The sequence below is a fragment of the Mucilaginibacter sp. SG538B genome (genome assembly GCF_013376065.1).
Taxonomy (GTDB): domain Bacteria; phylum Bacteroidota; class Bacteroidia; order Sphingobacteriales; family Sphingobacteriaceae; genus Mucilaginibacter; species Mucilaginibacter rubeus.
Genome location: NZ_JABMJI010000007.1, coordinates 1 through 25,597, shown reverse-complemented (window position 1 = coordinate 25,597; position 25,597 = coordinate 1). Strand labels below are relative to the sequence as shown.

The 25,597-nt window shown below is 44.3% G+C and carries 20 protein-coding genes; 9 read left to right on the top strand and 11 right to left on the bottom strand.

Annotated elements, in window-relative coordinates; translation table 11 throughout:
* Nucleotides 1-267: 267 nt before the first annotated feature.
* Both FHW88_RS27540 and FHW88_RS27535 read right to left on the bottom strand, forming a co-directional pair.
* The gene (locus FHW88_RS27540) at nucleotides 268-1,122 is read right to left on the bottom strand and encodes a tetratricopeptide repeat protein (RefSeq protein ID WP_176628777.1); all 855 of its coding nucleotides are present in this window, start codon (nucleotides 1,120-1,122) and stop codon (nucleotides 268-270) included.
* 12 nt (nucleotides 1,123-1,134) lie between these two features.
* Entirely contained in the window at nucleotides 1,135-1,431 is a 297-nt protein-coding gene (locus FHW88_RS27535) for an HU family DNA-binding protein (protein ID WP_090534644.1), read from the bottom strand.
* A gap of 395 nt (nucleotides 1,432-1,826) precedes the next feature.
* Between FHW88_RS27535 and mutY the strand changes: the two genes are divergently transcribed.
* Both mutY and FHW88_RS27525 read left to right on the top strand, forming a co-directional pair.
* The gene (gene mutY, locus FHW88_RS27530; protein ID WP_176628776.1) at nucleotides 1,827-2,873 is read left to right on the top strand and encodes an A/G-specific adenine glycosylase; all 1,047 of its coding nucleotides are present in this window, start codon (nucleotides 1,827-1,829) and stop codon (nucleotides 2,871-2,873) included.
* A gap of 24 nt (nucleotides 2,874-2,897) precedes the next feature.
* Complete coding sequence (locus FHW88_RS27525; protein ID WP_090534639.1) at nucleotides 2,898-3,308, top strand: single-stranded DNA-binding protein; 411 nt, start codon at nucleotides 2,898-2,900, stop codon at nucleotides 3,306-3,308.
* A gap of 88 nt (nucleotides 3,309-3,396) precedes the next feature.
* On the opposite strand, the gene FHW88_RS27520 is transcribed toward FHW88_RS27525, so the two are convergent.
* Nucleotides 3,397-3,891, bottom strand: a complete 495-nt coding sequence (locus FHW88_RS27520; RefSeq protein WP_139160079.1) for a hypothetical protein — start codon at nucleotides 3,889-3,891, stop codon at nucleotides 3,397-3,399.
* Between the two features lie 112 nt (nucleotides 3,892-4,003).
* Nucleotides 4,004-6,187, bottom strand: a complete 2,184-nt coding sequence (locus tag FHW88_RS27515) for a S9 family peptidase (protein ID WP_410505747.1) — start codon at nucleotides 6,185-6,187, stop codon at nucleotides 4,004-4,006.
* 108 nt (nucleotides 6,188-6,295) lie between these two features.
* Here FHW88_RS27515 and FHW88_RS27510 point away from each other — a divergent pair, with 108 nt between their 5' ends.
* Nucleotides 6,296-7,828: a serine hydrolase gene (locus FHW88_RS27510; RefSeq protein WP_176628774.1), complete on the top strand. Its 1,533-nt coding sequence runs from the start codon at nucleotides 6,296-6,298 to the stop codon at nucleotides 7,826-7,828.
* 327 nt (nucleotides 7,829-8,155) lie between these two features.
* Here the strand turns inward: FHW88_RS27510 and FHW88_RS27505 are convergent, their stop codons facing one another.
* The gene (locus FHW88_RS27505; RefSeq protein WP_176628773.1) at nucleotides 8,156-9,526 is read right to left on the bottom strand and encodes an NHL repeat-containing protein; all 1,371 of its coding nucleotides are present in this window, start codon (nucleotides 9,524-9,526) and stop codon (nucleotides 8,156-8,158) included.
* Nucleotides 9,527-9,749: 223 nt separating this feature from the next.
* Between FHW88_RS27505 and FHW88_RS27500 the strand changes: the two genes are divergently transcribed.
* Nucleotides 9,750-10,214 (top strand): DUF4920 domain-containing protein, encoded by a 465-nt coding sequence (locus tag FHW88_RS27500; RefSeq protein WP_176628772.1) that lies wholly within the window; start codon nucleotides 9,750-9,752, stop codon nucleotides 10,212-10,214.
* A gap of 23 nt (nucleotides 10,215-10,237) precedes the next feature.
* Here the strand turns inward: FHW88_RS27500 and FHW88_RS27495 are convergent, their stop codons facing one another.
* On the bottom strand, nucleotides 10,238-10,885 hold the full coding sequence (locus tag FHW88_RS27495) for a hypothetical protein (RefSeq protein ID WP_176628771.1): 648 nt from the start codon (nucleotides 10,883-10,885) through the stop codon (nucleotides 10,238-10,240).
* Nucleotides 10,886-10,984: 99 nt separating this feature from the next.
* On the bottom strand, nucleotides 10,985-13,801 hold the full coding sequence (gene carB, locus FHW88_RS27490) for a carbamoyl-phosphate synthase large subunit (protein WP_090534624.1): 2,817 nt from the start codon (nucleotides 13,799-13,801) through the stop codon (nucleotides 10,985-10,987).
* 329 nt (nucleotides 13,802-14,130) lie between these two features.
* Between carB and FHW88_RS27485 the strand changes: the two genes are divergently transcribed.
* Nucleotides 14,131-14,658 carry a hypothetical protein gene (locus tag FHW88_RS27485; RefSeq protein ID WP_090534622.1) on the top strand — a complete coding sequence of 176 codons (528 nt, stop codon included), beginning with the start codon at nucleotides 14,131-14,133 and terminating at the stop codon, nucleotides 14,656-14,658.
* A gap of 2 nt (nucleotides 14,659-14,660) precedes the next feature.
* Here FHW88_RS27485 and FHW88_RS27480 read toward each other — a convergent pair whose 3' ends face one another.
* From FHW88_RS27480 to panC, 3 genes are all read right to left on the bottom strand, one after another.
* Nucleotides 14,661-15,632: an energy transducer TonB gene (locus FHW88_RS27480; protein WP_176628770.1), complete on the bottom strand. Its 972-nt coding sequence runs from the start codon at nucleotides 15,630-15,632 to the stop codon at nucleotides 14,661-14,663.
* A gap of 25 nt (nucleotides 15,633-15,657) precedes the next feature.
* Nucleotides 15,658-16,008 carry an aspartate 1-decarboxylase gene (gene panD / locus FHW88_RS27475; protein WP_090534618.1) on the bottom strand — a complete coding sequence of 117 codons (351 nt, stop codon included), beginning with the start codon at nucleotides 16,006-16,008 and terminating at the stop codon, nucleotides 15,658-15,660.
* Nucleotides 16,009-16,158: 150 nt separating this feature from the next.
* A complete protein-coding gene (gene panC, locus FHW88_RS27470; RefSeq protein ID WP_255485466.1) occupies nucleotides 16,159-17,016 on the bottom strand; it encodes a pantoate--beta-alanine ligase in 858 nt (285 codons plus the stop codon).
* Between the two features lie 126 nt (nucleotides 17,017-17,142).
* Here panC and FHW88_RS27465 point away from each other — a divergent pair, with 126 nt between their 5' ends.
* The 4 genes from FHW88_RS27465 (at nucleotide 17,143) to FHW88_RS27450 (ending at nucleotide 22,267) form a co-directional block, all read left to right on the top strand.
* A complete protein-coding gene (locus FHW88_RS27465) occupies nucleotides 17,143-17,967 on the top strand; it encodes a glycogen/starch synthase (RefSeq protein ID WP_176628769.1) in 825 nt (274 codons plus the stop codon).
* 15 nt (nucleotides 17,968-17,982) lie between these two features.
* Nucleotides 17,983-19,386 carry a DUF4270 domain-containing protein gene (locus FHW88_RS27460; protein WP_176628768.1) on the top strand — a complete coding sequence of 468 codons (1,404 nt, stop codon included), beginning with the start codon at nucleotides 17,983-17,985 and terminating at the stop codon, nucleotides 19,384-19,386.
* Nucleotides 19,387-19,576: 190 nt separating this feature from the next.
* Nucleotides 19,577-21,412 (top strand): glutamine--fructose-6-phosphate transaminase (isomerizing), encoded by a 1,836-nt coding sequence (gene glmS, locus FHW88_RS27455; protein WP_090534611.1) that lies wholly within the window; start codon nucleotides 19,577-19,579, stop codon nucleotides 21,410-21,412.
* 84 nt (nucleotides 21,413-21,496) lie between these two features.
* Nucleotides 21,497-22,267, top strand: coding sequence for a TerC family protein (locus FHW88_RS27450; protein ID WP_176628767.1), 771 nt, complete (start codon nucleotides 21,497-21,499; stop codon nucleotides 22,265-22,267).
* 298 nt (nucleotides 22,268-22,565) lie between these two features.
* Here the strand turns inward: FHW88_RS27450 and FHW88_RS27445 are convergent, their stop codons facing one another.
* Nucleotides 22,566-24,983, bottom strand: a complete 2,418-nt coding sequence (locus tag FHW88_RS27445; protein WP_176628766.1) for a TIM-barrel domain-containing protein — start codon at nucleotides 24,981-24,983, stop codon at nucleotides 22,566-22,568.
* Nucleotides 24,984-25,597: the final 614 nt, after the last annotated feature.

The following is a 25,597-nucleotide window of genomic DNA, read 5'->3' as shown; positions in this document are numbered from 1 at the left end:
AAGTGGGTAAAAAACACTAATAAATAAAAAGTACCCACCCCGGTTTGGGGCAGGTAAAATCACTAATGTTTAGTCTTAAGTCGTTGGTCTTAAGTTTAAAGTCAGAAAAAAGACTTTATACTTAAGACTAAGAACTATCGACTTAACATAAATGCTTATTTCTTTTTATGTCTGTTTTTTCTTAAACGTTTTTTACGTTTGTGGGTAGCCATTTTGTGTCTTTTACGTTTTTTACCGCTCGGCATAATAATAATTTTAAAATGTGTGTTAGTTATTTAATTCCTTAATATATCCATCAATGCGCTGACTGAAAACAGGGTCAGGCATCATTTCTTTGCATTTCTGGTAAGCGTCAATAGCTTCCTTTTTCATGCCTAATTGCTTATAGCTTTCGGCTAAATAGAAAGTAGGTTCCAGTTCCTGCTTTTGCGCAAGCAGTGTTTTAAACCTGCTTACCGCTTTTTCATACTGACCCGATTTCATGGCGAACATACCTAAGTTAAGGTTAGCGTTCCAATTTTTCGGGTCTTTTTTAACAACCTCAAGCAACAGCGCTATACCCTGCATAGGGCCTGCTGCGCCATTAACGTAAGCTATGCCCAACCCGGTTTTACCTTCAAGGCTTTCGGGTTGTAATTTCAAAGCATTTTGAAATGCTTCGGCAGCATCATTCACAAACGCAGGTTGAAATAAAGTATCCTGTGTAAGTTTATATGCATCATTAAAACGGTTACCTGCATTTATCCAGTCTTGTACCTTGTTTTCTTTACGGGCTAATGCCTGGTAATAAAACGCCGCAGGTGCGGGCTGGTTAACATCATCCCAGTGCTTGGCAAGCTGTACTTGCAAAGATGGCGCATCTGCGTCTGATGCTTTTTTTAACTGGGCTTCAAGGCCATTGATCTTAGCCGCCAATGCATCCCCAATAGCTGCTTTGGCAGGGGCCGACACCATATCAACGGTAACATTAGCTGCCGGTTTAACAGCGCCTGCTGAGGCGGCCATGGCCGGTTTGCCGTTTTTATCGTCTTTTGGTTTTACCAAACCTTTTACGGGCAACCAATACAAATAGCCCATAATAACAACTACGGCTGCACTAACGACTATTTGTTTTTTATTCATGATGGCTTATAATTATTTTTTGCTGGTTTTGTTACCTGACTTTACTTTCTCAACAAAAGTTTTGGCCGGTTTAAAGCTTGGCACAAAGTGCTCAGGGATAATGATGGCAGTATTTTTTGAAATGTTACGTGCTGTTTTCTTAGCTCTTTTTTTAACCACAAAGCTACCGAATCCTCTTACATATACGTTTTCGCCGCCAACCATCGAGCTTTTAACAACTTTGAAAAACGCCTCAACAGTTTCCTGCACGTCTACTTTCTCTATACCTGTTTTTGATGAGATTTCAGTTATAATTTCTGCCTTAGTCATATCTTATTTACTTAATTTAATTTTATAAATACTTAACTGTTTTGGGGTTGCAAAAGTATTGCTTTATCCGTTAACAGCGAAATATTTATCCGTTTTTTTTTGCCAGCGGCGTAAAACCTACATTTTCGTTACAATTTTGAGTATGAGAGGCTTATAAATTACTGGTTAAACATCAATTTGCCGGTGTAAAGAAGTGTGAAAAAAAGTATGAAAATCTATCAATCCAACTGGTAGCAAAGGCCTTGTACTTTCACAGGTTAGTTGCCAATATTTATCGCCTGATTTTTAAATATTGATTGTCTGCTTCATGACTATGCCTCCTGCCCTCTCCTCTTGCTTCCTGATTCTTGCCTTCTTGTTTCCTGCCTTCTTGTTTCTTAATTACTTTTACAACAATGAATTTTACCGACGAACTGGTACAATGGTACTTAAACAACAAACGAAACCTGCCCTGGCGCAATACTACCGATCCTTATGTGATCTGGCTATCTGAGATCATACTGCAGCAAACCCGGGTAGAACAGGGCATGCCATATTTTTATCGTTTCCTGGAAAAATATCCTGATGTAAGCAGTTTTGCCGCTGCTCATGAAGATGAAATCCTGAAGCTATGGCAGGGACTGGGTTACTACTCCAGGGGGCGCAACATGCTAAAAACGGCCCGGTTGGTACAGGAGCTCCATAACGGCCGTTTCCCGGATAGCTATAATGAACTGATAAAACTAAAAGGTATTGGCGAATATACGGCTGCCGCCATCGCTTCGTTTGCGGCTAATGAAGCCAAAGCCGTGGTAGACGGTAACGTTTACCGTGTACTGGCGCGATACCTGGGTATCTATGAACCAATCAACTCAACCGGGGGTAAAAAAACATTTCAACAGGCTGCCAATGATTTTCTTAATAAGAAAATGCCGGGACTGCACAATCAGGCCATGATGGAGTTTGGCGCCATGCTGTGCAAACCTAAAAATCCGGCCTGTGGTATTTGCCCTGTCCGCCTGGGCTGCGTGGCCTTCAACACCAATGCTGTAGCCGCACTTCCGGTGAAATTAAAAACGGTAAAAGTACGTGAGCGCTTTTTTAATTATTTCCTGGTAACCAACGGCGATACCTTTTTGATGAACAAAAGGGGCGATAAAGACATCTGGGCCAATATGTTTGACTTACCTATGGTAGAAACAAGCTCACTTTTAACCCTGACAGCGCTATTGAAACACCCCGAAGTTTTAGCTGTTTTTGGTGATGATATTGAAGCTACTGAAATCTCGCCGGTGCATAAACACATCCTTACCCATCAGCGGCTTTTTGTAAGGCTGATAAAAATTGAAAACCAGCCACTCAAAACGCACGAAAACTGGGTTAAAATTAACGTTCAGAACCTGCCGGAGTTAGCTTTACCAAAAATCATTTTTATATTATTAAAAAATATTTTTAATTTGTAAAATAATTTTGCGTTAATTTATGGCATGTCTGGAATAAACAAAGTAATACTCGTTGGCCACTTAGGCAAAGACCCTGAAGTGCGGAATTTAGAAGGTGGCGTATCTGTTACGAGTTTCCCTTTAGCTACTTCCGAAACTTTTAACAAAGATGGCCGCAAGGTTGAACAAACCGAATGGCATAATATTGTAATGTGGCGGGGACTGGCAGAAGTAGCGGCCAGGTTTCTTTCAAAAGGGAAGCTGGTTTATATTGAGGGCAAACTCCGCACCCGCTCATTTGAGGATAAGGAAGGTATAAAAAAATATACTACCGAAATTGTGGCCGAAAACTTCACTATGCTTGGCCGCAAGAGTGATTTTGATACCGAGCCGTTAAAATCACCCTCAAAAAATGGGGACTCGTTTATAGATCATTTAAATGCCGAAGACTATTAAATTACCGATACTTACTAAAACATCTCCAAAAAAATGCCGGTAACACTTGTCACTGGCATTTTTCATATCCCGCAGAATTATAAATCGGTTATTGCTTAAAATAGTTCACACCCTGTGGCGCGGTACAATCGTCGGCCGGTCCGCATATATATGTCAACGTAAGTACATTCCCTCCGGCATTTAAAACCATAGTGTAGTTCGCCGTTACCGCAATGACGTTGCTAACCGCCGCCAGTTCGGAAACCGGACCAAAAGCATTGTTTTTATTTTGATAATCGGTTATATCATACAAGGTTAATATCGAATTCTGGATTTTATACTTTCCAACCCTTTTTGACGCTGTTCCGATAAGCTTTTTGGAAACCGAGTCGATACTGGTCACAGTACCTTCAAATGTGTGATCGGTTTTAAAATCGTATTCATATTGTGTCCATTGTTTTGAAAAAGCAGCAGGAACAATCCATTTTCCGGATATGTTTAGCTCGCTGTTTGTTGCCCTCTCTTTATGGCAGCCCCAAAAAGCGGTTACTAAAACAATGGCTAACAAGCCTAACACTTTGGCAGGATTCGTAATTTGTTTCATATCAATGGTTACGCTCAAAAAAAGCATAATGATACAGCAGCATATTCTTTTTCCCGGCAAACGCAAAAGCCCTCATATAATGGACTATATGAGGGCTTTGCCTGTTAATATGTTATCTTCCTCCCGGAGGGCATTTAGCTTTCAGATACTGTGTAAATAACGTGCGCAAATGCTGTGTTGTACCTTCGCCTTCCGATATCGAGTGCGTACGGTTAGGGTACGACATTAGCTGAAACTGCCTGTTGTATTTCACCAGTTCATCAATCAGCAGCTCGGCATTTTTGTAATGCACATTATCATCGCCCGTACCATGAATGTAAAGCAGGTTGCCTTTCAAATTCTTAGCATAAGTAACCGGCGAGCCTTTGATAAACACTGCACGGCCGGCATCATCGGTTGGTACGCCCATATAGCGCTCCTGGTAAATGTTATCATAAGTAAGCTGGTTGCCTACCGCTGCTACCGCTATCCCTGTTTTATAAATATCTCCATACTGGAACATCAGGTTAAGGGTTGATGAACCGCCGCCGCTCCAGCCGTGCACTGCTATACGTGCTGAATCGACAAATGGCCATTTAATGATCTCTTTGGCAGCCATAGCCTGGTCGCGGATGTTGATGATACCTATGTTCTTGTAAATAGCCTTGCGCCAGGCTGTGCCTTTAGGGGCAGGGGCGCCACGGCCTTCAACCGACATGTAAATATACCCGTCATCGGCCATACTGCCTTCATACAGCCTGTTACGGCCTGTTCCCCAGGTATCCGTTACGGTTTGTCCGGCCGGTTCGCCATAAACGGTAAACAGTACCGGGTATTTTTTATTGGGGTCGAAATTGGTCGGCTTTACCATCCAGCCGTCCATTTCAATGCCATCAACAGTTTTTACTTTGAAAAACTCGGGTTTATTTTTAGCGTTTTTATCAACGGCTATTACGGTACCGCCGATATGCTTGTGAGCTGGCAAACTGATCACCTCGCTTTGCGGATGGGTATAGCTGTTGCTGAAATTATGCAGCGCAACCTTACCATTGGGCGAAATATCATAGCTATGCGTGCCCGGTTCATCAGCAGGCGAAACACGCTCGGCTGTGCCGCCGCTTAATTTTATTTTGTAAAGATATTTCTGTGTAGCATTATCCGGCGAAGCAATAAAGTATACATAACCCAGAGCTTCGTCGATCATGTCGATGCCAATCACATCATAGTTACCTTTGGTGATCAGGCTTTCTTTGCCTTCGCGGGTTATTTTATACAAATGGCGCCAGCCGTCCTTTTCGCTCAGCCATAAAAAACTTTTGCCTTTTTCAATCCATCCCCAACCCACCGGGTCGCCGCCGGCTACACGGGCTTTAACATCAATCCATGAATCATTGTGCTCCTCACGAATAACACGGGTGGTACCGTTTGACACGTTACCGATAAACACGCGGCTTTCATTTTGCGCACGGTTCAGTTGTTCAAGAATAACTTCGTTTGAGTTATCGGCCCATTCCATATTAGGGATGTAGTGCTGTACGGCATCGCCGGGCACATTGATCCAGGTAGTTGTACCGGTAGCGGTGTTAACTACACCTACTTTGCATGAACTTGGATCTTCGCCCGCAACAGGGTACTCAACCGGCACAACATAGGGATAAACCGAATCGGTAGTGTTCAGCATCAAATAGGTTTTGATCTTGCTGGCGTCTAATTGCCAGTACGCAATTGATTTGCTATCCGGCGACCAGCGGAAACCATCGCGGCAGCCAAACTCTTCTTCATAAGCCCAGTCAAAAGTACCGTTGATAAGCGTTTGGGTACCATCGGTAGTTAATTGTTTTACCGAACCATCGGCCAAATCTTCCATGTAAATATTATGTCCGCTTACGTAAGCAGCTTTACTGCCATCAGGCGAAAACTTGGCAAACATTAATGATGATTCGGCCAGGTTTTTTCCCAGTTGCCAAAGCTTTTTGGTATTAGAATCATACACCCAGTAATCGCCACGGGTATCATAACGCCATACTTTTTTGGTATTGGTGTTGATAAGCACTTTTTTGTTATCATCGCTCACCGTAAACCTTTTAACACTGATAGGCGCTTTGCCCGCCGGCGTCAATTCTTCTTTGGTGATAAAAACAGTTTTTTTAGAGGTATCGCGGGCATCAATCATGATAATTTGCCCGCCGGTTATGCGGTAATACTGATAGCCGTCTTTTGTCCAGTTAACGGCGGCCCGTTGCGCCCGGGCCGTATTTTGCAGTAAGATTAACAATAGCGCAGTAAGGAAAAATAATCCCGAACGGTAAAATTTCATATACATTTAGTTTGAATTAATAGAGCGGCGATATTTTTATTTATTAAATAACGTCACTGTAAATTTTGCGTTAAATTAGCACAATAAAGAAATCTAAAGCCCTCTGTAATGAAAAAAATACCTCTATTGCTCACTGCCTGCATGTTATTTTTCACATCGGTAAACGCCCAGCGGGCCGACAGGAGCAAGTTCATTAAAGACAGTTTAGACCTCTATATCAGCAAGGCATTAACCAACTGGCGCGTGCCCGGCATAGCTGTTTGTATTGTGAAAGATAACAAGGTTGTGCTGATGAAAGGTTATGGCATTAAAGAGCTCGGCCTCATGAACAAGGTTGACGAAAATACCCTGTTCATGATAGGCAGCAATACCAAAGCTTTCACGGCAACAGCGCTTGCCATGCTGGAGGCAAACAAAAAACTGTCGTTAGATGACAAGGTAACCAAATACATACCGGAATTTAAGCTGGAAGACAAAAACGCAAGCGACCAGGTAATAGTGCGCGACCTCCTTTGCCACCGCCTCGGCTTCCGGACATTTCAGGGCGATTTTACTTTTTACAATACCAACCTTACACGCCAGGAGGTAATTCAGCGTTTGGGCAAGCTTAAAGCTACTTATCCGTTCCGTACACGCTGGGGATATACCAACGCGGCATTTTTAACGGCCGGCGAGATCATTCCGAAGGTTACCAACGGGCACTCATGGGAAGCTTACTTAAAGGAAGCCATTTTTGCACCACTGGGCATGGGCAATACTTTGGCCCTAAGCAAGGATTTGCCAACATCCTTAAACCGCACGGTGCCGCATACTATTGTCGACGGCAGGCTTACGCCAATCCCTTATTGCCAGATAGATGGGATCGCACCTGCGGGATCTATCAGCTCATCGGTAAATGACATGAGCAAATGGGTACTTGCTTTACTGAACGATGGTAAGGTTGGGCAGCGTCAGGTGATCCCTTCCGCAGCCATCCAGGCAACACGTGTACCGCAGGATATCGTGAGTAGTGTTCATCATATGAACGGCGAAAATAACTTTGAGCTTTATGGCTTAGGCTGGTTTATCCAGGATTACTCGGGCCACAGGCTGGTGATGCATGATGGCGGGGTTAACGGCTATTTGTCGTCAGTAACCCTTTCGCCGCAGGATAACCTGGGCATCATCATATTAACCAATACCGATCAGAACCAGTTGTTTGAGGCCCTGCGCTGGGATATTTTAGATGCTTATTTCAAACAACCCTTCCGCAATTACAGCGAAGGTTATTTAAAACAATACAAAGCCAATATCGCAACCGAACAGGCTGAAGATAAAAAGCTGAGGGATTCTGTCCTGTTAAACCCCAAACCAATGTTGTTGCCAAACAAATACATTGGCAAGTACAGCAACGATTTTTATGGCAGCATGGAGGTTACCCAGGGCGAGGGCAACAACCTCGAAATGCGCTTTGAGCATCACCCTAAAATGTATGCCTTGCTAAAACCACTGGGCGGTAACCGCTTTTATGTAACTTTTTCTGATCCCACGCTGGGGAAAGCTGTATTTCCGTTCATGGTACAAAACGGCGAGGTTACGGGAGTGCGCGTAAAAGTGGCTGATTTTGTAGAGCGGGGCGCGTATGATTTTAAAAAGAATTAGGGAGGTAGGGAAGGTTACATGAAGGTGAATGAACTACTCCTGCACGTCATGCCGAACTTGTTTCGGCACCCCACAGGACAAGTAGCCGGTTTACTCAGCATGGTTGCTTAGCGCGTGAGGTGTTGAAACAAGTTCAACATGACCGCAATTATCAAGTCATATGCAGACGCGAGCCCGTTCTTCGCCTCTGTACACAATTCTGTGCTATGAAGAAGATCCTTCAGCAGAAAACCACTGCATGTAACTTCACCTCTCCTCACATAAAAAAGCGGGATAATTTTTCCCGAAAGAAAAACTATCCCGCTGAAAATATTTAAACAATTAAGCTTATTGCAGCACAATCTTACGGATACGGTTGTTATAATAGTCGGCTACGTAAACATTGTTGCCGGCATCAACTGCAATACCCTGCGGCGAGTTAAAAATCCCTGCAGTGCCCACACCTTCCGCAAAACCGCTTGTTCCGTTACCGGCAATTACTTTTAATACTTTATCCTTGGTAATCTCCAGGATCCTGCCATTCTGATCGGCTATGAAGAGATTCCAGCTTTTATCAAACGCAATGGCCGACGGGTTGCCAACAACTCCGGTCCGTTTATTACCGCCAACAAAAGTAGTAACAACACCCGCCGGGGTTATTTTACGAATGGCATGATTAAGCGTTTCGGCTACATATATATTATTATTGGCATCAATAGCTATGCCGTTGGGCTTATTGAAAGTAGCGCTGGTTGCGGTTGCATTATCCAGGTAGCTCGCACCCCTGCTGCCTGCAAATGTGGTAACAACACCCGCCGGGGTTATTTTGCGGATCAGGTTATTGCCCATATCGGCTACAAAAATATTTCCGGAGCCATCAATTGCTAACCCGCGCGGACTGTTAAACGTTGCTTTGGTGCCCGTACCATCGGCATATCCGGCATCGCCGCTGCCTGCAAAAGTGCTTACCACACCTGCCGGGGTAATTTTACGGATATTATTATTGCCATAATCGGCTACATAAATATTGCCTGTTGCATCGGTAACCAAACTTTGCGGAGCATAAAACTGGGCGGTGGCTATAGGGCCGTCAACATAACCAATGCTACCGTTGCCCGAAAGTGTAGTGACATCTCCTGCTGCAGTAACTTTGCGTATGGCACTGTTAAATGAATCGGCTACATAAATATTGCCGTCGGCACCCACGGTTATCCCCTGCGGACTGTTGAAAAGAGCGGCGCCGCCCAAACCGTCAACAAAGTCGGCCGCGGTATTGCCCGCCAATGTGCTAACTGTTCCTCCTGTCGATGTTGTACCATCGCCGGTGGTAAACTGCACCACTTTACCGTAGCCTGTACCCGCGCTGTTTACAGCATATGCCCGTGCATAATAAGTTGTTTTAGGGCTTAAGCCGGTAAGCTTTGTAGTATAGGCGTACAAAATTACCGTATCGGTGGTTTTCTTATCGGCTGTGGTAGGAGTTTGATTGGTGGCGCTGTAACAGATACCGTAGCTGCTCAGGCTCACGTCAGTCGATCCATTAAATAAACCGCCTGTATAGGCTATGGTTCCACTTTCGGTAGTCACCACATCCATTGTGGTTAAATCAGGCACGGTTACGGGTGTAATGTTCCCTTTTTTACCACAGCTTGTGCCGGCCAAAGCAACGGCAAATAGAAACGCGGCAAATAAAATTGTTTTGGTAAAGCTTTTTTTCACGAGTTAGTTTAAAAGTTATATGTAGTAAGTAAGCAAAATTAACTTATCAATACGTAGCAAATTACTTTAAAGTAACATTTTAACAAATATTAACATACTTATTACTTACCAAAAGGCTCCGCCGCGCTGCAAACACAAATAAAACCAGTTAACTGCTTCCACACGGGGGCAAAACCATCAAAATCCGGCAACATTTTTGGTGTATACCTGTTATTAATTTACTATGAAACTCATAACGCTGTTCATATCCATTTTGATAGCTAATACAGCTATTGCGCAAAAACATGTACCACTGCCCCACGGAATGATATTTGGCGAAAAGCCCGACACGATAGCCTTGATGCCCGCCTCCAAACTGGAAGCTTTTATGGGTAAAAAAACACGGATCACTACGGCCGTTAGCGGTAAGGTTATTAAAGTAACTAAAGAAAAAGGCGGCTGGTTTGAAATGGATGCGGGTAACAACCGGGTTATAACAGCCCATTTTACCAATGCGGGGATAAACCTCCCCAGGCAATTGGCGGGCCGTACGGTAGTCATTTCAGGAATAGCAGCTAAACAATTTATTGCCGATGACCTGCAGCATATGGCCGGCGATACGGTTAGCGGCAAAAAACAGCATAAGGTAAATACCAACCCCAGCCGAAGGATCAGCTTTGAAGTAAAAGGATTAATGGTAGATAAATAAAGCTATTCAAGCCGGATAAACACCTACCCGTTTGTTACAATGAGCTGCCTTAATTTTTCAGAAACCTCGTTTTTGTTTACTGCAGATGCTTCACGTTTGCATTTCATGTAATGCTCGCGGGCAATTTTTTCGGCCAGGTCGCCGATAGTTTTTACATGCATCTCTTTGCCAAAACGTCCCGCGAGTTTTAAACCTATCCCGGCTATTACCATACCGGCAATACCTATGGCCAGGTAATAAAAGGCCAGAACAAAGCTAACCACCAATATCATGGAAAACAGGTTAACTATCCATTGCTTGGGCTGAAGCAACCGGATCTGGAAACCCATCTCTTCTTCAATAGCGGCCACAGCCTCAATACGGCTATCGCGCGGAAAAAGATCAGCGAGTTTGGTTTGGGGCTTTATGATATCTTTATCATACCCCGATGATGTATTGATGGCATTACGGAGTTTGTAAAACGCCTGCTGTGTGGTACAGCCATCATTTGTTTTCTTTACCTTTTCAACAACAACGTCGCAAAGTTTACCAAAGTTTTGCACATCGTTTACCGATGTATCGTTTAAACTGATGTTAAATGATTTTTCAATTTTCACTAAAACATCATCCATATCTTCAGGATCAACACTCTTCAGGTTGATTTCCTGACCATTAGCCGTATTAACTTTCAATCTATAGCAACTAAATACAACAATAGTGAACCTGCAATTAGGGTTGCAGGTTCACGTTATTAGCAATTAAACTACAAAGGCTGCAATTTAATGTTTTAATTATTTACTCAAATACATTGATTTCTCTTTGTACAGGTGTCTGAAGTATGGGTCCTGCAGGTTAGGGATAAAGCGGATAGCCTCACCTGTTGATTTCATCTCAGGTCCAAGCTCCTTGGTAACTTCAGGGAACTTATCAAACGAGAACACCGGTTCTTTGATGGCATAACCCCAAAGCTTGCGTTCGATGGTAAAGTCGCTCAGCTTATTGGCCTCAAGCATAACTTTTGTGGCTATGTTGATGTATGGCACATCATAAGCTTTGGCGATGAAAGGCACGGTACGTGAAGCACGCGGGTTGGCCTCAATCACATATACCTTATCATCCTTAACCGCGAATTGTATGTTAAGCAAACCGCGTACGTTAAGCGCTTTAGCTATCTTTTTGGTATATTCTTCTATCTGGTGGATTACATTGTCCGACAGATCGAACGGAGGCAATACAGCGAATGAATCGCCCGAGTGGATCCCCGCAGGCTCAATGTGTTCCATGATCCCAACAATGTGTACATCCTCACCATCGCTGATCGAGTCAGATTCGGCCTCGGCGGCACGGTCAAGGAAGTGGTCGATCAGCACGCGGTTGCCCGGCAGGTTGCGCAGCAGGCTTACCACTGCTTTCTCCAGGTCTTCATCATTGATCACGATACTCATACCTTGCCCGCCTAATACGTAGCTTGGGCGTACAAGTACCGGGTAACCAACCTTGTGGGCAACTTCAAGCGCTTCTTCCGCACTTTCGGCTACACCGTATTTAGGGTAGGGGATGTCAAGATCTTTCAGCAGGTCGGAGAAACGGCCGCGGTCTTCCGCAATGTCCATGTCATTGAATGATGTACCGATGATCCGGATGCCGTGCTCGTGCATTTTCTCGGCCATTTTAAGCGCAGTTTGGCCACCCAGCTGAACAATTACCCCATAAGGTTTTTCAAGCTCGATGATTTCGCGTACATGCTCCCAGTAAACCGGCTCAAAGTACAGCTTATCGGCCATGTTAAAGTCGGTTGATACTGTTTCAGGGTTACAGTTAACCATGATGGCTTCAAAGCCTGCTTCTTTAGCAGCAAGTAAACCGTGCACACAACTGTAGTCGAACTCGATACCCTGGCCTATACGGTTAGGGCCTGAGCCTAATACGATGATCTTTTTCCTGTCAGATGCTACCGACTCGTTTTCGCCTTCATAGCTTGAATAGTAGTATGGAGTTTTAGCAGGAAACTCGGCAGCGCAGGTATCCACCATTTTGTAAACGCGGTGCATGCCTAAAGCCTTACGGCGCTGGTACACATCTTCCTCGGTAACGTTGCCTAAAATGTGGGCTATCTGCACGTCAGAGAAACCTTTTTGTTTTAGCGTGTACAGGAATTCTTCGGGAACGTTGTTCAATGAATAACGGCGAAGCTCTGTTTCCAGGTTAACCAGCTCCTGGATCTGGTTCAGGAACCAGCGGTCGATCTTGGTTACTTTACGTACCGACTCGATTGGCACACCAAGGCTCAGGGCGTCATAGATGTGGAATAGCCTGTCCCAGCTTGGATGCTCAAGACTGGCCATGATCTCTTCGAGGTTGCGGCTCTGACGACCATCGGCACCTAAACCGGCACGACCGATCTCCAGGCTTTGGCAGGCTTTCTGCAAGGCTTCTGTAAAGCTGCGGCCAATGCCCATCACCTCACCTACCGATTTCATCTGCAGGCCAAGTTCTTTATTAGCGCCTTTGAATTTATCAAAGTTCCAGCGAGGTATTTTAACGATCACATAATCCAAAGTAGGCTCAAAATAAGCCGAGGTTGTTTTGGTGATCTGGTTTTCAATTTCATCAAGATTATAACCTATGGCCAGCTTGGCAGCAATTTTAGCAATTGGATAACCGGTAGCTTTTGATGCAAGGGCTGAAGAGCGTGACACACGTGGGTTGATCTCGATAGCGATGATCGCTTCATCTGCAGGGTTTACCGAAAACTGCACGTTACAACCGCCGGCAAAGTTACCGATGGCGCGCATCATTTTGATAGCCTGGTTACGCATTTCCTGGTAGCAGCGGTCGCTCAGGGTCATGGCCGGGGCTACAGTGATCGAGTCGCCGGTGTGGATACCCATCGGATCAAAGTTCTCGATAGAGCAGATAATGATTACGTTATCGTTGCTATCGCGCAGCAACTCCAATTCGTACTCTTTCCAGCCTAATACTGCCTGTTCAACCAATACCTCGTGGGTTGGTGAAGCCTGTAAGCCACGGTTAAGGGCAGCGTCGAAATCTTCTTTTTTGTGAACGAAACCCGCGCCTTTACCACCCAGTGTATAGCTTGGGCGAATAACCAGCGGGAAGCCAATTTCCTGCGCGCCTTCTTTACCTTCAAGGAAAGAGTTGGCGATCTTTGATTTGGCAACCCCTACGCCGATGTCAACCATCAGCTGGCGGAAAGCCTCGCGGTTTTCGGTTTTTTCAATGGCGGCAATATCTACACCGATAACTTTAACGCCATATTTTTCCCATATGCCGCGTTCAGACGCTTCGATACAAAGGTTCAACGCGGTTTGACCGCCCATGGTAGGCAGCACAGCGTCTATCTGCTGTTCGGTTAAAATTTTCTCAATGCTTTCGCAGGTGAGCGGCAGAAGGTAAACATGATCGCTGATAACTTTATCCGTCATGATAGTTGCCGGATTGCTGTTAATAATAGAAACGGAGATGCCTTCTTCTTTTAACGAGAGAGCGGCTTGTGAGCCGGAATAATCAAATTCGCAAGCCTGGCCGATAATGATTGGGCCGGAGCCAATGATCAGAACGGATTTGATGGAGGTGTCTTTGGGCATAGGGCTTTTTTTAAGTCAAAAGTTCTAAGTCAAAAGTCAAAGGCTGCTAAGCCTTTAAACGGTTTTTCCTATGCGCTGAAAGCCAAGAAATCCCGACTTCAGCGTCGGGGTGCAAAGATAGAGTTTTAACAAACACCATTCATGTTTTTTTTCAGATTTAATATTGTCGCCATAACACCGGGCCTTTTTTAAGTTTCGGAGCACATTTTCTTAAAACAATAGGCTTACTATTTCCGTAAAATCTCACTATATTTACTTACAGCCCGGCCTGTAATTTCCAATTGAACCTGTAATTGCGCCAGGGCGCAAATACGTTATATTTAAGGACTATGATAAAGAAGTCTGTTTTTCCGTTGCTTGCGGCTATTTTATTTTGGGGCAGCTGTGCTATGCTGCAATCAGTTGTTAAATCAACATTCCCGTATACCGCTACTATGGTTATCCCGGCGTCGGCCAAAGTTGATGAACCTGAAACCGCAATAAGCACGGGTAACAGCTTTGACCAGGATTTTACTAAAGATGGCAACAATGCCAGCAGGATAAGCGAGGTACGCATCATATCAGCCAAACTGCAGTCGAGCGACCCATCAGATTATAACATTGGCAATATAGCGTCATTAAGGGTATACATGGCTAAAAATGATGGCAGTGAAGAGGTGATGGTGGCCATACGTAAAGATATCCAACCCAACGCCGGCAACAGCATAGTACTTGACATTGACAACTCACACTTTTTAGACGAACTGGTGCGGCAGCCAAGCGTACGCATCCGGATGGTTTATCGCCTGCGTAAAGCTACGGCAACTGATGCGAGCCTGAAAGTATCGTTGGGAATTGGATCGTACCCGGCTAATTAAGCTTACCTGCCTATCGCAAAAGAAACCGGAACGCTGTATCTAACTTTAACCGGAACGCCAAATTGTGTTCCCGGAACCCATTTTGGCGAGTTATTGAGCACCCGCACAGCTTCATCATCAATAATGGGAGCAACAGATTTACTCACTTTAATATCTGTTAATGTTCCATCCTTTTCCACAACGAAAGAAAGCACCACAGTACCTTCAATACCCTTACGCAGGGCATCATCGGGATATTTGATATTATTTGATAAAAACCTGCCGAACCGCTCAAGTCCGCCTTTAAATTGCGGAGGCAACCCACGAGATTTCAGGTAAGTATTAACTTTTCCCTCTTTAGTTGTAGCTGTGCCTGATATTAACACCCCGTTATCATAAATTTCGGTAAAAGTAGTTTTGAAGTCTTGAAAATCACCTTTCCACTGTCCATCGCGTTTACCGCCTTTTACAGGGCCTTCTTCTTCAACATAACCAAATTTGTTATCGTAACCTTTAAAGTAGCCATTACCCTCAGAAACCTGGTCGTTTCCCAATGAATCTTTATTGGCTATGATGAGGTAATTGCCAGACCTGTCGGCTGTACGGTCTTTATTACCTTCGGGATACGAAAACTGTGCGTATAACCTGCCATTGGGATAAAATTCCATATCCTCACCTGCCTTTACCCCGTTTTTATAGCTAATAACCGATTGCCTTTTGCCATTAGCATAGTAGGTAACACATTGCCCTTCAAATTGCGGCGGATCGATCTTTACAGATTTTCCGATGAGTTTTTGAGAGCCGCTGGGATAAAATTCAAAAACATTATATAACGTTGAAGCCGAGTCTGGCTCACGCACCACACGGATATAGTCGGCACTATCACGTATACCAACATACTTACCGTTATTTTTTATAAAGTAAACGTTTTGGCGCTGGGCATAGGCCCCGGTTGCAATAAGAAGAAAAAGGGCGATTGTAAAAAGCGGTTTCATAAATTGCGGCTTAGGCGCCGCTAATTTACTTAATCAATTTATTATCTGAATCGGGAAATATCAAAATTGGCTCATAATTGCGGGCTTCTTCAACCTCCATGTAGGCGTATGACATAATGATCACGATATCGCCAACCTGTGCCAGGCGGGCGGTAGCGCCGTTAAGGCATACAGTGCCTGTTCCGCGTTCGCCTTTGATAACATAGGTTTCAAAGCGGGCGCCGTTATTATTGTTCACTATCTGAACCTTTTCGTTGGGGATGATATTTGCAGCCTCAATCAGGTCTTCATCAATAGTGATACTGCCCACATAATTCAACTCCGCCTGCGTTACCTTAACCCGGTGAATTTTGGACTTTAATATTTCAATTATCATGGCGCAAAGTTAGGAATATTTAGTTCATGGTTCATAGTTGATAGTTCATAGTAATTGTTAGCTGATTGTAAATAGTTTATGGTTATTCTAAACCAACCCACTACCAGCAATTTTGCTAAAAACCATGAACCATGATCTATGAACCACACGCTACCCAATCAACACATTATCAATCAATCTTGTTTTACCTACACGTGCTGCAACAAGGGCAACAATAGTTTCGGATGCTGGGGTGGCATGATGCAGTGTTTTGCCATCGGCTATTTCAAAATACTCCAGCTCAACGCCGGGTTCGTTGCTGATCATTTGGGCTGCCTGCTGCTGCAGGGTGTCAATTTTGTTGATATCGAAGTTTTCCTTAACCCAGTTAAGTGCTTTGGAGAGAATGAGCGAGTGTTCCCTGTCATACGGGGTCAGGTGGATATTCCTTGAGCTCATGGCCAGGCCATCGGGCTCACGCTCAATCGGGCACATCACCAGCTTAACGGGCATCTCCAGCACCTCAACCATTTTACTAATCACCATAAACTGCTGATAATCCTTCTGCCCAAAAAAAGCGATATCGGGCTTCACAATATTGAACAGCTTATTTACTACCTGAGTAACTCCCTGATAATGCCCGGGCCTGAATTTTCCTTCCAGCAGGTATTCCAGATCGCCCATGTCAAAATGCCATTTTTCATTATCAGCATACATCTCGGTAACCTGCGGATTAAACAAAATATCGCAGTTAACTTCCTCAAGGCGGCGGATATCGTCAGTAATAGGGCGGGGGTATTTTTCAAGGTCCTTAGGGTCGTTAAACTGGGTGGGGTTTACAAAAATGCTGCAAACAACCTGCGTGCTTTGCTGCTTTGCCAGTTCAATTAAACCCAGGTGCCCTTTATGCAATGCGCCCATGGTTGGTACAAAGCCAATTACTTTTACCGGCTTACGGTTAAAATAATCGGTTATCTCATTTTTAGTGCTGAATATTTTCAACGTAATAGGTGTTACAAAATTTGGCAAAGGTGTACAATTGATTAAAAATAACCAAAAGTTACTTGCATAATTCGTTGGCAGTTTATATAATAATAGTTATATTTGCAAACTCAAATTTTTTGACTTCTTTACATTTTAAATACTGATTTAGTGATGGGTAAATCTAAGCTTTTGTTTATAACTCATGAAATGTCCCCTTTCCTTGAACTCACAAAAATTGCTGAAATAACACGCCAACTTCCGCAGGCCATGCAGGAGAAAGGTTACGAGATCCGTATCCTTATGCCGCGTTTCGGCAATATCAATGAGCGCAGGAACAGGCTTCATGAAGTGATCAGGTTGTCGGGTATGAATATTATTATCGACGATAATGATAACCCGCTGATCATCAAAGTAGCATCTATCCCGGCGGCGCGTATGCAGGTGTATTTTTTGGATAATGAAGAATATTTTCAGCGTAAGCATGTATTTGCAGACAAAGACGGTAAGTTTTATGCCGACAATGACGAGCGTATGATTTTCTTTTGCAAAGGTGCATTGGAAACTGTTAAGAAATTAGGCTGGGCACCGGATGTGATCCATTGCCACGGCTGGATGAGCGCGCTTGTGCCTGCTTATCTGAAAACAACCTACAAAGACGATCCTACATTTAAGCACTCAAAAATCATTTACTCTATTTATGAAAATGATTTTAAAGAGCAATTGCACAATGATTTTGCTACAAAAGCCATCATGAGCAATATGAACGAGCAGCATGTGGAGCCGTACAAAGGCGGCACCAATTCGGCCTTGTATGCCGGTGCAATCCACTACTCAGACGGTATCGTTTTGGGCAGCCCTGATATTGATGCAGATGTGTTAAATAATGTTAAAAACAGCAATAAATCGGTTTTAGAATTTGATTCTACCGCAGATTTCGAAAATTATTACAATTTTTACGACGAAATTACCAACGACGAATTGGTGGATGTTGCATAAGACTTAATATTATATATGAAATTTTTCCGATTAGACTTATTGACCCTGTTAATAAGTCTTTTTATTTTGAACAGTTGTAAACGCCAGGATGGTATTGGTTTGGGCGTCAATGATCAAAACGAGATCAATGGCAACCTGATAGTTGATACTAACATCGTTATTAACACTGTTGTTGATGATACTGTGGCTACCTCGGGTCAAACCCGGACACCACTTGCCAACTTTACCGATCCTGTATTCGGCACAACAAAAAGTATTGTTGCTTTAGGTGTTAACCTGCCTAACGGCGCCGCTTACACTGTTCCTGCAGGCACTCTGACAATTGACTCGGCTGTACTTGTGCTTAGATATTCTGACGGTTTTTATGGCGATTCGCTGGCTTCACGCTATAAAATAAACGTGTATCAGCTTCAACAAAAGGTAGAAAGCAAAACCTACTACAGTAATAACCACTGGGATGCCGATCTGGGCACTTTGCTTGGCTCTAAGACCTTCACAGCCCGTACGCATGATAGTATCACCATAGCACGCATCCGTACCGACACATTAGATACCGTTCAGCGCGTAGCACCTCAGTTACGTGTGCCGCTTAGTAAAGCCTTTATCTATAACAACCTGTTTAATGCAAGCGGTGCTGTACTTGCATCACCAACAACCTTTCAAAGTACTGTAAAAGGTCTTTACCTTTCGTTAGACAAGGCACAGGCCAGTGATGCCGGCGGTATTATACAGCTTAATCTGGCCTCATCGCAAATTGATGTATTTTATAAAGTTGTTACTGCTGCTACCAGTACTACAAGCAGTACTATTGATACTGCATCGGTAACCCTGCCGTTCTTTAACCGTGCTGCCGAAATTACGCATACCTACAGTACTACTATCCAGGCAGCACTGAATAATACAACAACATCGCAAAATACGGTTTACCTCCAGGGGCTTGCAGGCTTAAGGGCTAAGCTTAGTTTCCCGGGCCTTGACAAGCTTGTTGACTCATCGATAGTATTAAACCGTGCCGAAATTGTAATAACACCACGTGCCGGTTCAGGTGTACCTTATGCGCCTTTACCTAAGCTTACCATGTACAAGCTGGATATAGCCAAACAACGGGCACTGATACAGGATGCCTCGGCAAGTGACCCGCGTTCGCAAACAAGTTTATTTGGCGGCAGGTATGACCGTACCAAAAAAGAATACCACTTCCTGGTTACGGCTTTTGTTCAGGACCTGATCCGTAAAAAAACAGTTGATTACGGTACCTACATTGCCCCGGTTGATACTACACTTATTAACACCACAACTGGTATTGACGTGGCACCGTCAACACAAACGGCAGCCCGTACGGTGATAGTAGGGAGTGATAAGTCAACCCCGGGTTACAGCATCCGCATGAACATCATTTATACCAAGGTTCGCAAGTAAGATATCTCTCAATAAACAAAAGAATCCCCGCTTAGGGGATTTTTTTGTTTAAGGCAAATACACTTTTTAAAATACTTTTTTAAGTATTTTAAAACTTCCTCATTTTCGAAAAAAATCAAAATAATTATTGCAGATATGTGTTATATAGCTGTTTATTTTGCGGCGTTTAACATTTATACTTGATTATTTTATGTGCGGAATTGTTGGTTATATAGGATTCAGGGATGCTTATCCCATCGTTATAAAAGGGCTTCACAGGCTCGAATACCGGGGCTATGACAGTGCCGGTGTTGCCCTGCTTGATCATGACCTTAAAGTTTATAAAAAGGCCGGCAAGGTTGAGGACCTTGAAAATTTTGTGAAGGGGATTGACCTGAAGGGGACAATTGGAATGGGCCATACCCGCTGGGCCACCCACGGCGAACCGAGCGACCGTAACTCGCACCCCCATTCATCGGGCGACAGGAGGCTTACCATTATCCACAACGGTATTATTGAAAACTATGGCGTGATCAAGGAAACCCTTGCGGCAAAAGGCCATGTTTTTAAAAGCGATACAGATACCGAAGTTTTAATACACCTGATTGAGGATATCCAAAAAGCAACCGGCCTTGATTTGAAAGATGCCGTGCGCGTGGCATTAAACAAAGTAATAGGCGCATATGCCATTGTGATCATGAGTGCCGATGAGCCCGATCTGCTTATTGCAGCCCGTAAAGGCAGCCCCATGGTAATTGGCGTAGGCAAAGGCGAATACTTCATAGCTTCAGACGCTACACCTATTGTGGAGTACACTAAAAATGTGATTTACCTGAATGATAACGAAATTGCCTATGTACACCGTGAAAACCTGCTGGTAAAAAACATCGACAATTCGGTACAGACCCCCTATATCCAGGAACTGGACTTAAAGCTGGAAATGCTAGAGAAAGGCGGCTACGACCATTTCATGATGAAAGAGATCTATGAGCAGCCTCGTTCCATCCGCGACTGTCTGCGCGGCCGTATTTACCCTCAGCAGGGTAAAGTTCAGTTGGGTGGTATTAAGGAATACACCGAGAAGCTTAAAAACGTTGACAGGATCATTATCGTGGCCTGCGGCACCTCCTGGCATGCAGGTTTGGTAGGCGAATACCTGATTGAGGAATATGCGCGTGTGCCGGTAGAAGTTGAATATGCCTCCGAGTTCAGGTACCGCAACCCAATCATTACCGAAAAAGACCTGGTGATAGCCATTTCCCAATCGGGAGAGACAGCAGATACCATGGCCGCCATTGAACTGGCTAAGGAAAAAGGCGCTACCATTTTCGGCATTTGCAATGTGGTCGGCGCATCTATTCCGCGTTTAACGCATGCGGGCGTTTATACCCATGCCGGGCCCGAAATTGGCGTAGCATCCACCAAAGCCTTCACCGCCCAGGTAAGCGTGTTAACACTAATAGCTTTTTATATAGCCCAGCAGCGGGGTAAAATCACCCAAAGCAAAATGGTTGAATATTTAACCGGCTTAAACGAGATCCCGAACCTGGTACAGGAGGCGCTGAAATCAAACGAACATATCCGGCAAATCGCGGCCCGGTTTAAAGATTCGACCAATTGCCTGTTCCTGGGCAGAGGCAGTTCATTCCCTGTAGCCCTGGAAGGCGCTTTAAAGCTCAAGGAGATCTCCTACATCCATGCCGAAGGTTATCCCGCCGCCGAGATGAAACATGGCCCTATCGCTTTAATTGACGACGAAATGCCTGTAGTATTCATCGCCACTAAACATTCATCGTACGAAAAGGTGATCAGTAACATACAGGAAGTAAAAGCCCGCAAAGGCCACGTAATTGCTATTGTATCCGAAGGCGATACCGAAGTAAAAGGCATGGCCGATTATGTGATAGAAATTCCGCAAACCAATGAGGCGTTTGTACCGTTAGTTGCAACCATCCCGCTGCAGTTACTGGCTTATCACATAGCTGTAATGCGCGGCTGTAATGTTGATCAGCCCCGTAACCTGGCCAAGTCGGTTACCGTTGAATAAGGAATAAAATCAGATTTTTACCAGCCCCTGCCAGTAACGGCAGGGGTTTTGTTATTTTTGGGAAGAAACAAATACCTGCTACCTATGAGTTTTGAAATGTTTACCCAGGCCGAGTCCTGGATTTCCCTGATCACACTTACGCTTTTGGAGATCGTTTTAGGGATCGATAACGTGATATTTATTTCCATCCTGTCTGATAAATTGCCTGCCGCCCAGCAAAGCAAGGGCAGGCGGATTGGTTTGGGCATGGCCATGATCACCCGTATCCTGCTGCTATTATCCATTAGCTGGGTAATGACGCTTACCGCCCCCTTGTTTAACCTAAGTTCGGTTTTGAGTATTACCAGCCCGGAATGGGTTGAAAAATTGGCTATTTCCGGCCGCGACCTGATCCTGATCATTGGCGGCCTGTTCCTGATCTATAAAAGTACTGCCGAGATCCACCATAAAATTGAAGGTGAAGAAGAAAACGAAGGCGCAGTAAAAAAGCATTCGTTCTGGGGCACAATCATCCAGATCATGCTGCTGGACATCGTCTTCTCGCTCGATTCGGTGATCACCGCCGTAGGAATGGCCAGCCACGTGGAGATTATGATCCTGGCCGTTGTTATAGCCGTAGGCATTATGATGTGGGCATCAAACGGGGTAGCCTCATTTGTAAACAAGCACCCTACTGTAAAAATGCTGGCCCTGTCATTCCTGCTGCTGATTGGCGTTTCGCTTTTGGCCGAAGCTTTTGAACAGCATATCCCTAAAGGCTACATCTATTTCGCCATGGCGTTCTCTGTTTTGGTAGAGGTGCTGAATTTAAAAATGAAAGCGAATAAGGGAAAGAAGGTGGTGAAGAAAGGATAATAAAAAAACATCTCAATGTGAGTATTTAAATCCGGTTATCTCTGAAGGAGAAATGACAAAAGGGGCCTGTCAGTCTGAGCCCGTCGAAGACTCGCGCGCAGAGGCCTGCCCACCATGCTTCGAGAACCTCAGCATGACACCTCTTCTTTTATTATGTCATGGATAGATAACGCGTTAGCCCCTTTAAGTCTCCCCAAAAAAGGGAGACTTAAAAAGCGGCATTTCTTAAAGTCCTTTCCTTTGGAGAGGGTTTGGGTGCGGCTAACTCGATGAATGACTTAATGACCCAATGACAAATCTATAGCGCCACTACCATCGCTTTACCTGCATATTTAACAACCTTATCAGCCTTGGCAGTTAAAGCTACATCCGAGCCATGAGCGCCTTTAACCATCACAATATTAAACGTGCGGCTTTTCAGCTGGCCCGGAAAATGACCTTTAGTATCGGATATGCTAAGTTTACGTGTTTTATCGTTCCAGCTTAACGTAAATGTAGCTGATTGTCCTTTTTCGTAATTGTAGTTATCGTTTTCATCCTCATAAAACTTAAATGAGGCATTAGCGCCGGGGTAAATCCGAAGCTCGATATTGCTGTTTGGTTTTTCGGTAGCATATTCAACATCCGGGCCCATTGGTATAATTGAGCCTGCTTTTACATATAATGGCAAAATCTCGATAGGTGCCGCGGCGCTGATGGTTTGGCCGCCGTCAAGCAGCTCGCCAGTCCAGAAGTTATACCATTTGCTGGCGGCAGGCAGGTAAACCTGGCGGGCCTTGGCTTTTTTATCCGCATCACTTGAAGTATATAGTTGTTCGGTTACCGGGTTAACCATAAAGGCCGGCCCAAACATATACTGGTCAGGAATGCCGTAAACCTTGCTGTCGCCGCGATAATCAAATGCCAGCGAACGCATAATGGTATAGTTATCGTTAGTTACACGGCCTGCCAGTGAGTAAATGTATGGCATCAAACGGTAACGGAGTTTATCAAAGTTAAGCAGGATCGATCTTGTATTTTCATCCCAGTTTTTGCTGAAGATAGCGCGCTCACCTTTACCGTGGATGCGGAAAATAGGGCAAAACGTACCGAACTGGAACCAGCGGGTAAATAACTCGCGCTTATCCGGCTGCGACCAATCGGCAGGTTTCCAGTGATAGTGATAACCGCCGATGTCTGACGTCCAGTAAGGGATGCCAGAGGTACAGGTATTAATACCTTGTGGTACCTGGTCTTTAAAATCATGAAAAGTACATTCAATATCGCTCGACCATAATGTAGAGGCGTTGCGCTGCTCGCCGGCAAAAGACTGCCTTACCAAAAAGAAAGCACGTTTACCCGGAATATCCCTTCGCCAGCCTTCGTATACGCCTTTGGTGTGTTGTAGGGAATAAGTGTTAAAATAATCAATGCCCTTGCCTATAGCAAAATTACTTTGACGGCGGGCGTCAAGCAACGCGCCATTATCCGGCTCGCACTGATCAATCCACCAGGCATCCCAGCCGTAGCGCTTAATGAGGCTGTCGCGGGCCTGGTCCCAGTAAAGTTCACGGGCTTTAGGGTTATGGGCATCGTAATAAGTATCAAAAGTATGGGTAACCACGTTATCCCAGGTGATATCAGTTAAACCTCCCATTTTGTTCAGCGCGTCATAGTTAGGAGTGCCTTTGCCAAACACCGGCCAGATGGAGATCATGGCGTGGATATTGGCCGCGTGCAAAGCATCAACCAATTTTTGTGGATGCGGGTAACGTTCCGGTTTCATTACATGTGAACCTATCGGCAATGGGTCCCAATAGTACCAATCCTGCACAATCACGTCAACAGGGATGTGATTATTGCGGTAATTATCCTTTACAGTAAGGATCTCGTCCTCGCTCAGATACCTGTCCTGCGATTGAAACAAACCGTAAGCCCATTTACCAAACATCGGCGCTTTGCCGGTAGCTGTACGATAAAGATCGATGATATGGTCAAAGCCAGGGCCGTAAAAAAAGAAATAATCAACCTGTTTACCGCTTTCGGATACATATTTAAATTTAGTGTTGTCCGCTTCGGCACCATAAAAATTACTGGCCGAATAGTTATCCCACATTAAGCCATAGCCTTTTGTTGATAACAGCACCGGGATAGCACCTGTAAGATATTTAATAGCCAGGTCCTGGTTACGGCCTTTATAATTGATCGACATAGAATCTAAGGGATGGCAGCCTAAACCAAACAAGGCCTCATCCTTCGGCGACGCAAATTGTGTAGTAACGTTATAAGTGCTGATCCCCGCGATGGTTGCCGGAGTAATGGATTTATTGTCGCTGTCTTCGGCAGTAATCACGTTACCCTTCAAATCGGTATAGGTGATAGCATTGGTAGCCTTATTGATCTTTACTTTCAGCTTTGCCGTAGTAATAACCACCTCGGTTTTCCCATCAGTAACCTGGTACGCTGAGTGCTGAACCCATTTATTACTCACAACCAATGATGACTTGGTCTCAAAAGCATCAAAGATGGTATATTTTACTTCAACGATATCGTCCCTGCGGATAAGCACTTTCATCAAACCTTTGTCGAGCGTGAAAGTAACGCCATCAGCCGACTTTTTGAAAGATTTAATAACTGCCATAGCCGGCATGGCGGACAAGCCAACCAAAAGAAAAATAAACCACGCAATCGATTGCCTAACTTTTGCGCCTTTATGAAATACCTGTTTAAACATCATGACTATCACTGATTTGGTTTATACTGAGTGTGAGATTAACACTTAATTTGACACCGTGAATATAGCGTACTTTTTTTAATTGGAGTAATTTTTTTAATGTCGAATTATCAGTTAGCTACTAAAAGCCCCGAATATTGAGTATATCTTAAAAGTGATACGATTACCACGCCTTTTAATCAAAGTGGTGATACTATATTGTCAGTGTTCCAATGTTAAAAACAGGGTGTTCTACTAATGGAACGATGTTTTATAACTTACTGATTATCAATAGCAATCCGTTCATACCGACTGAAAGGAGGTTTTGACCCGTTCGTAACAATCTGCTTATTAAGTATCATTATTGCGCTAAATTAACAAGTGTTCAGCCTTATAAAAATGGAACAGTGTTTTTTACCGGTGACGATGCCTTCGCCGGGCCACCGGGTAAATAGTTGATTGGCGAGATTGAGGCAGGCTTATCAAAAAAGGCTACCAACGCAAAAAAGCCTTAGTAATTAGCTAAGGCTTTTGCGTTGGTTACACTATTGAAAGTGATAAAGGGTGGCACCGACCTACTCTCCCACGTTTTACCGCAGTACCATCGGCTCTGGCGGGCTTGACTTCTCTGTTCGGAA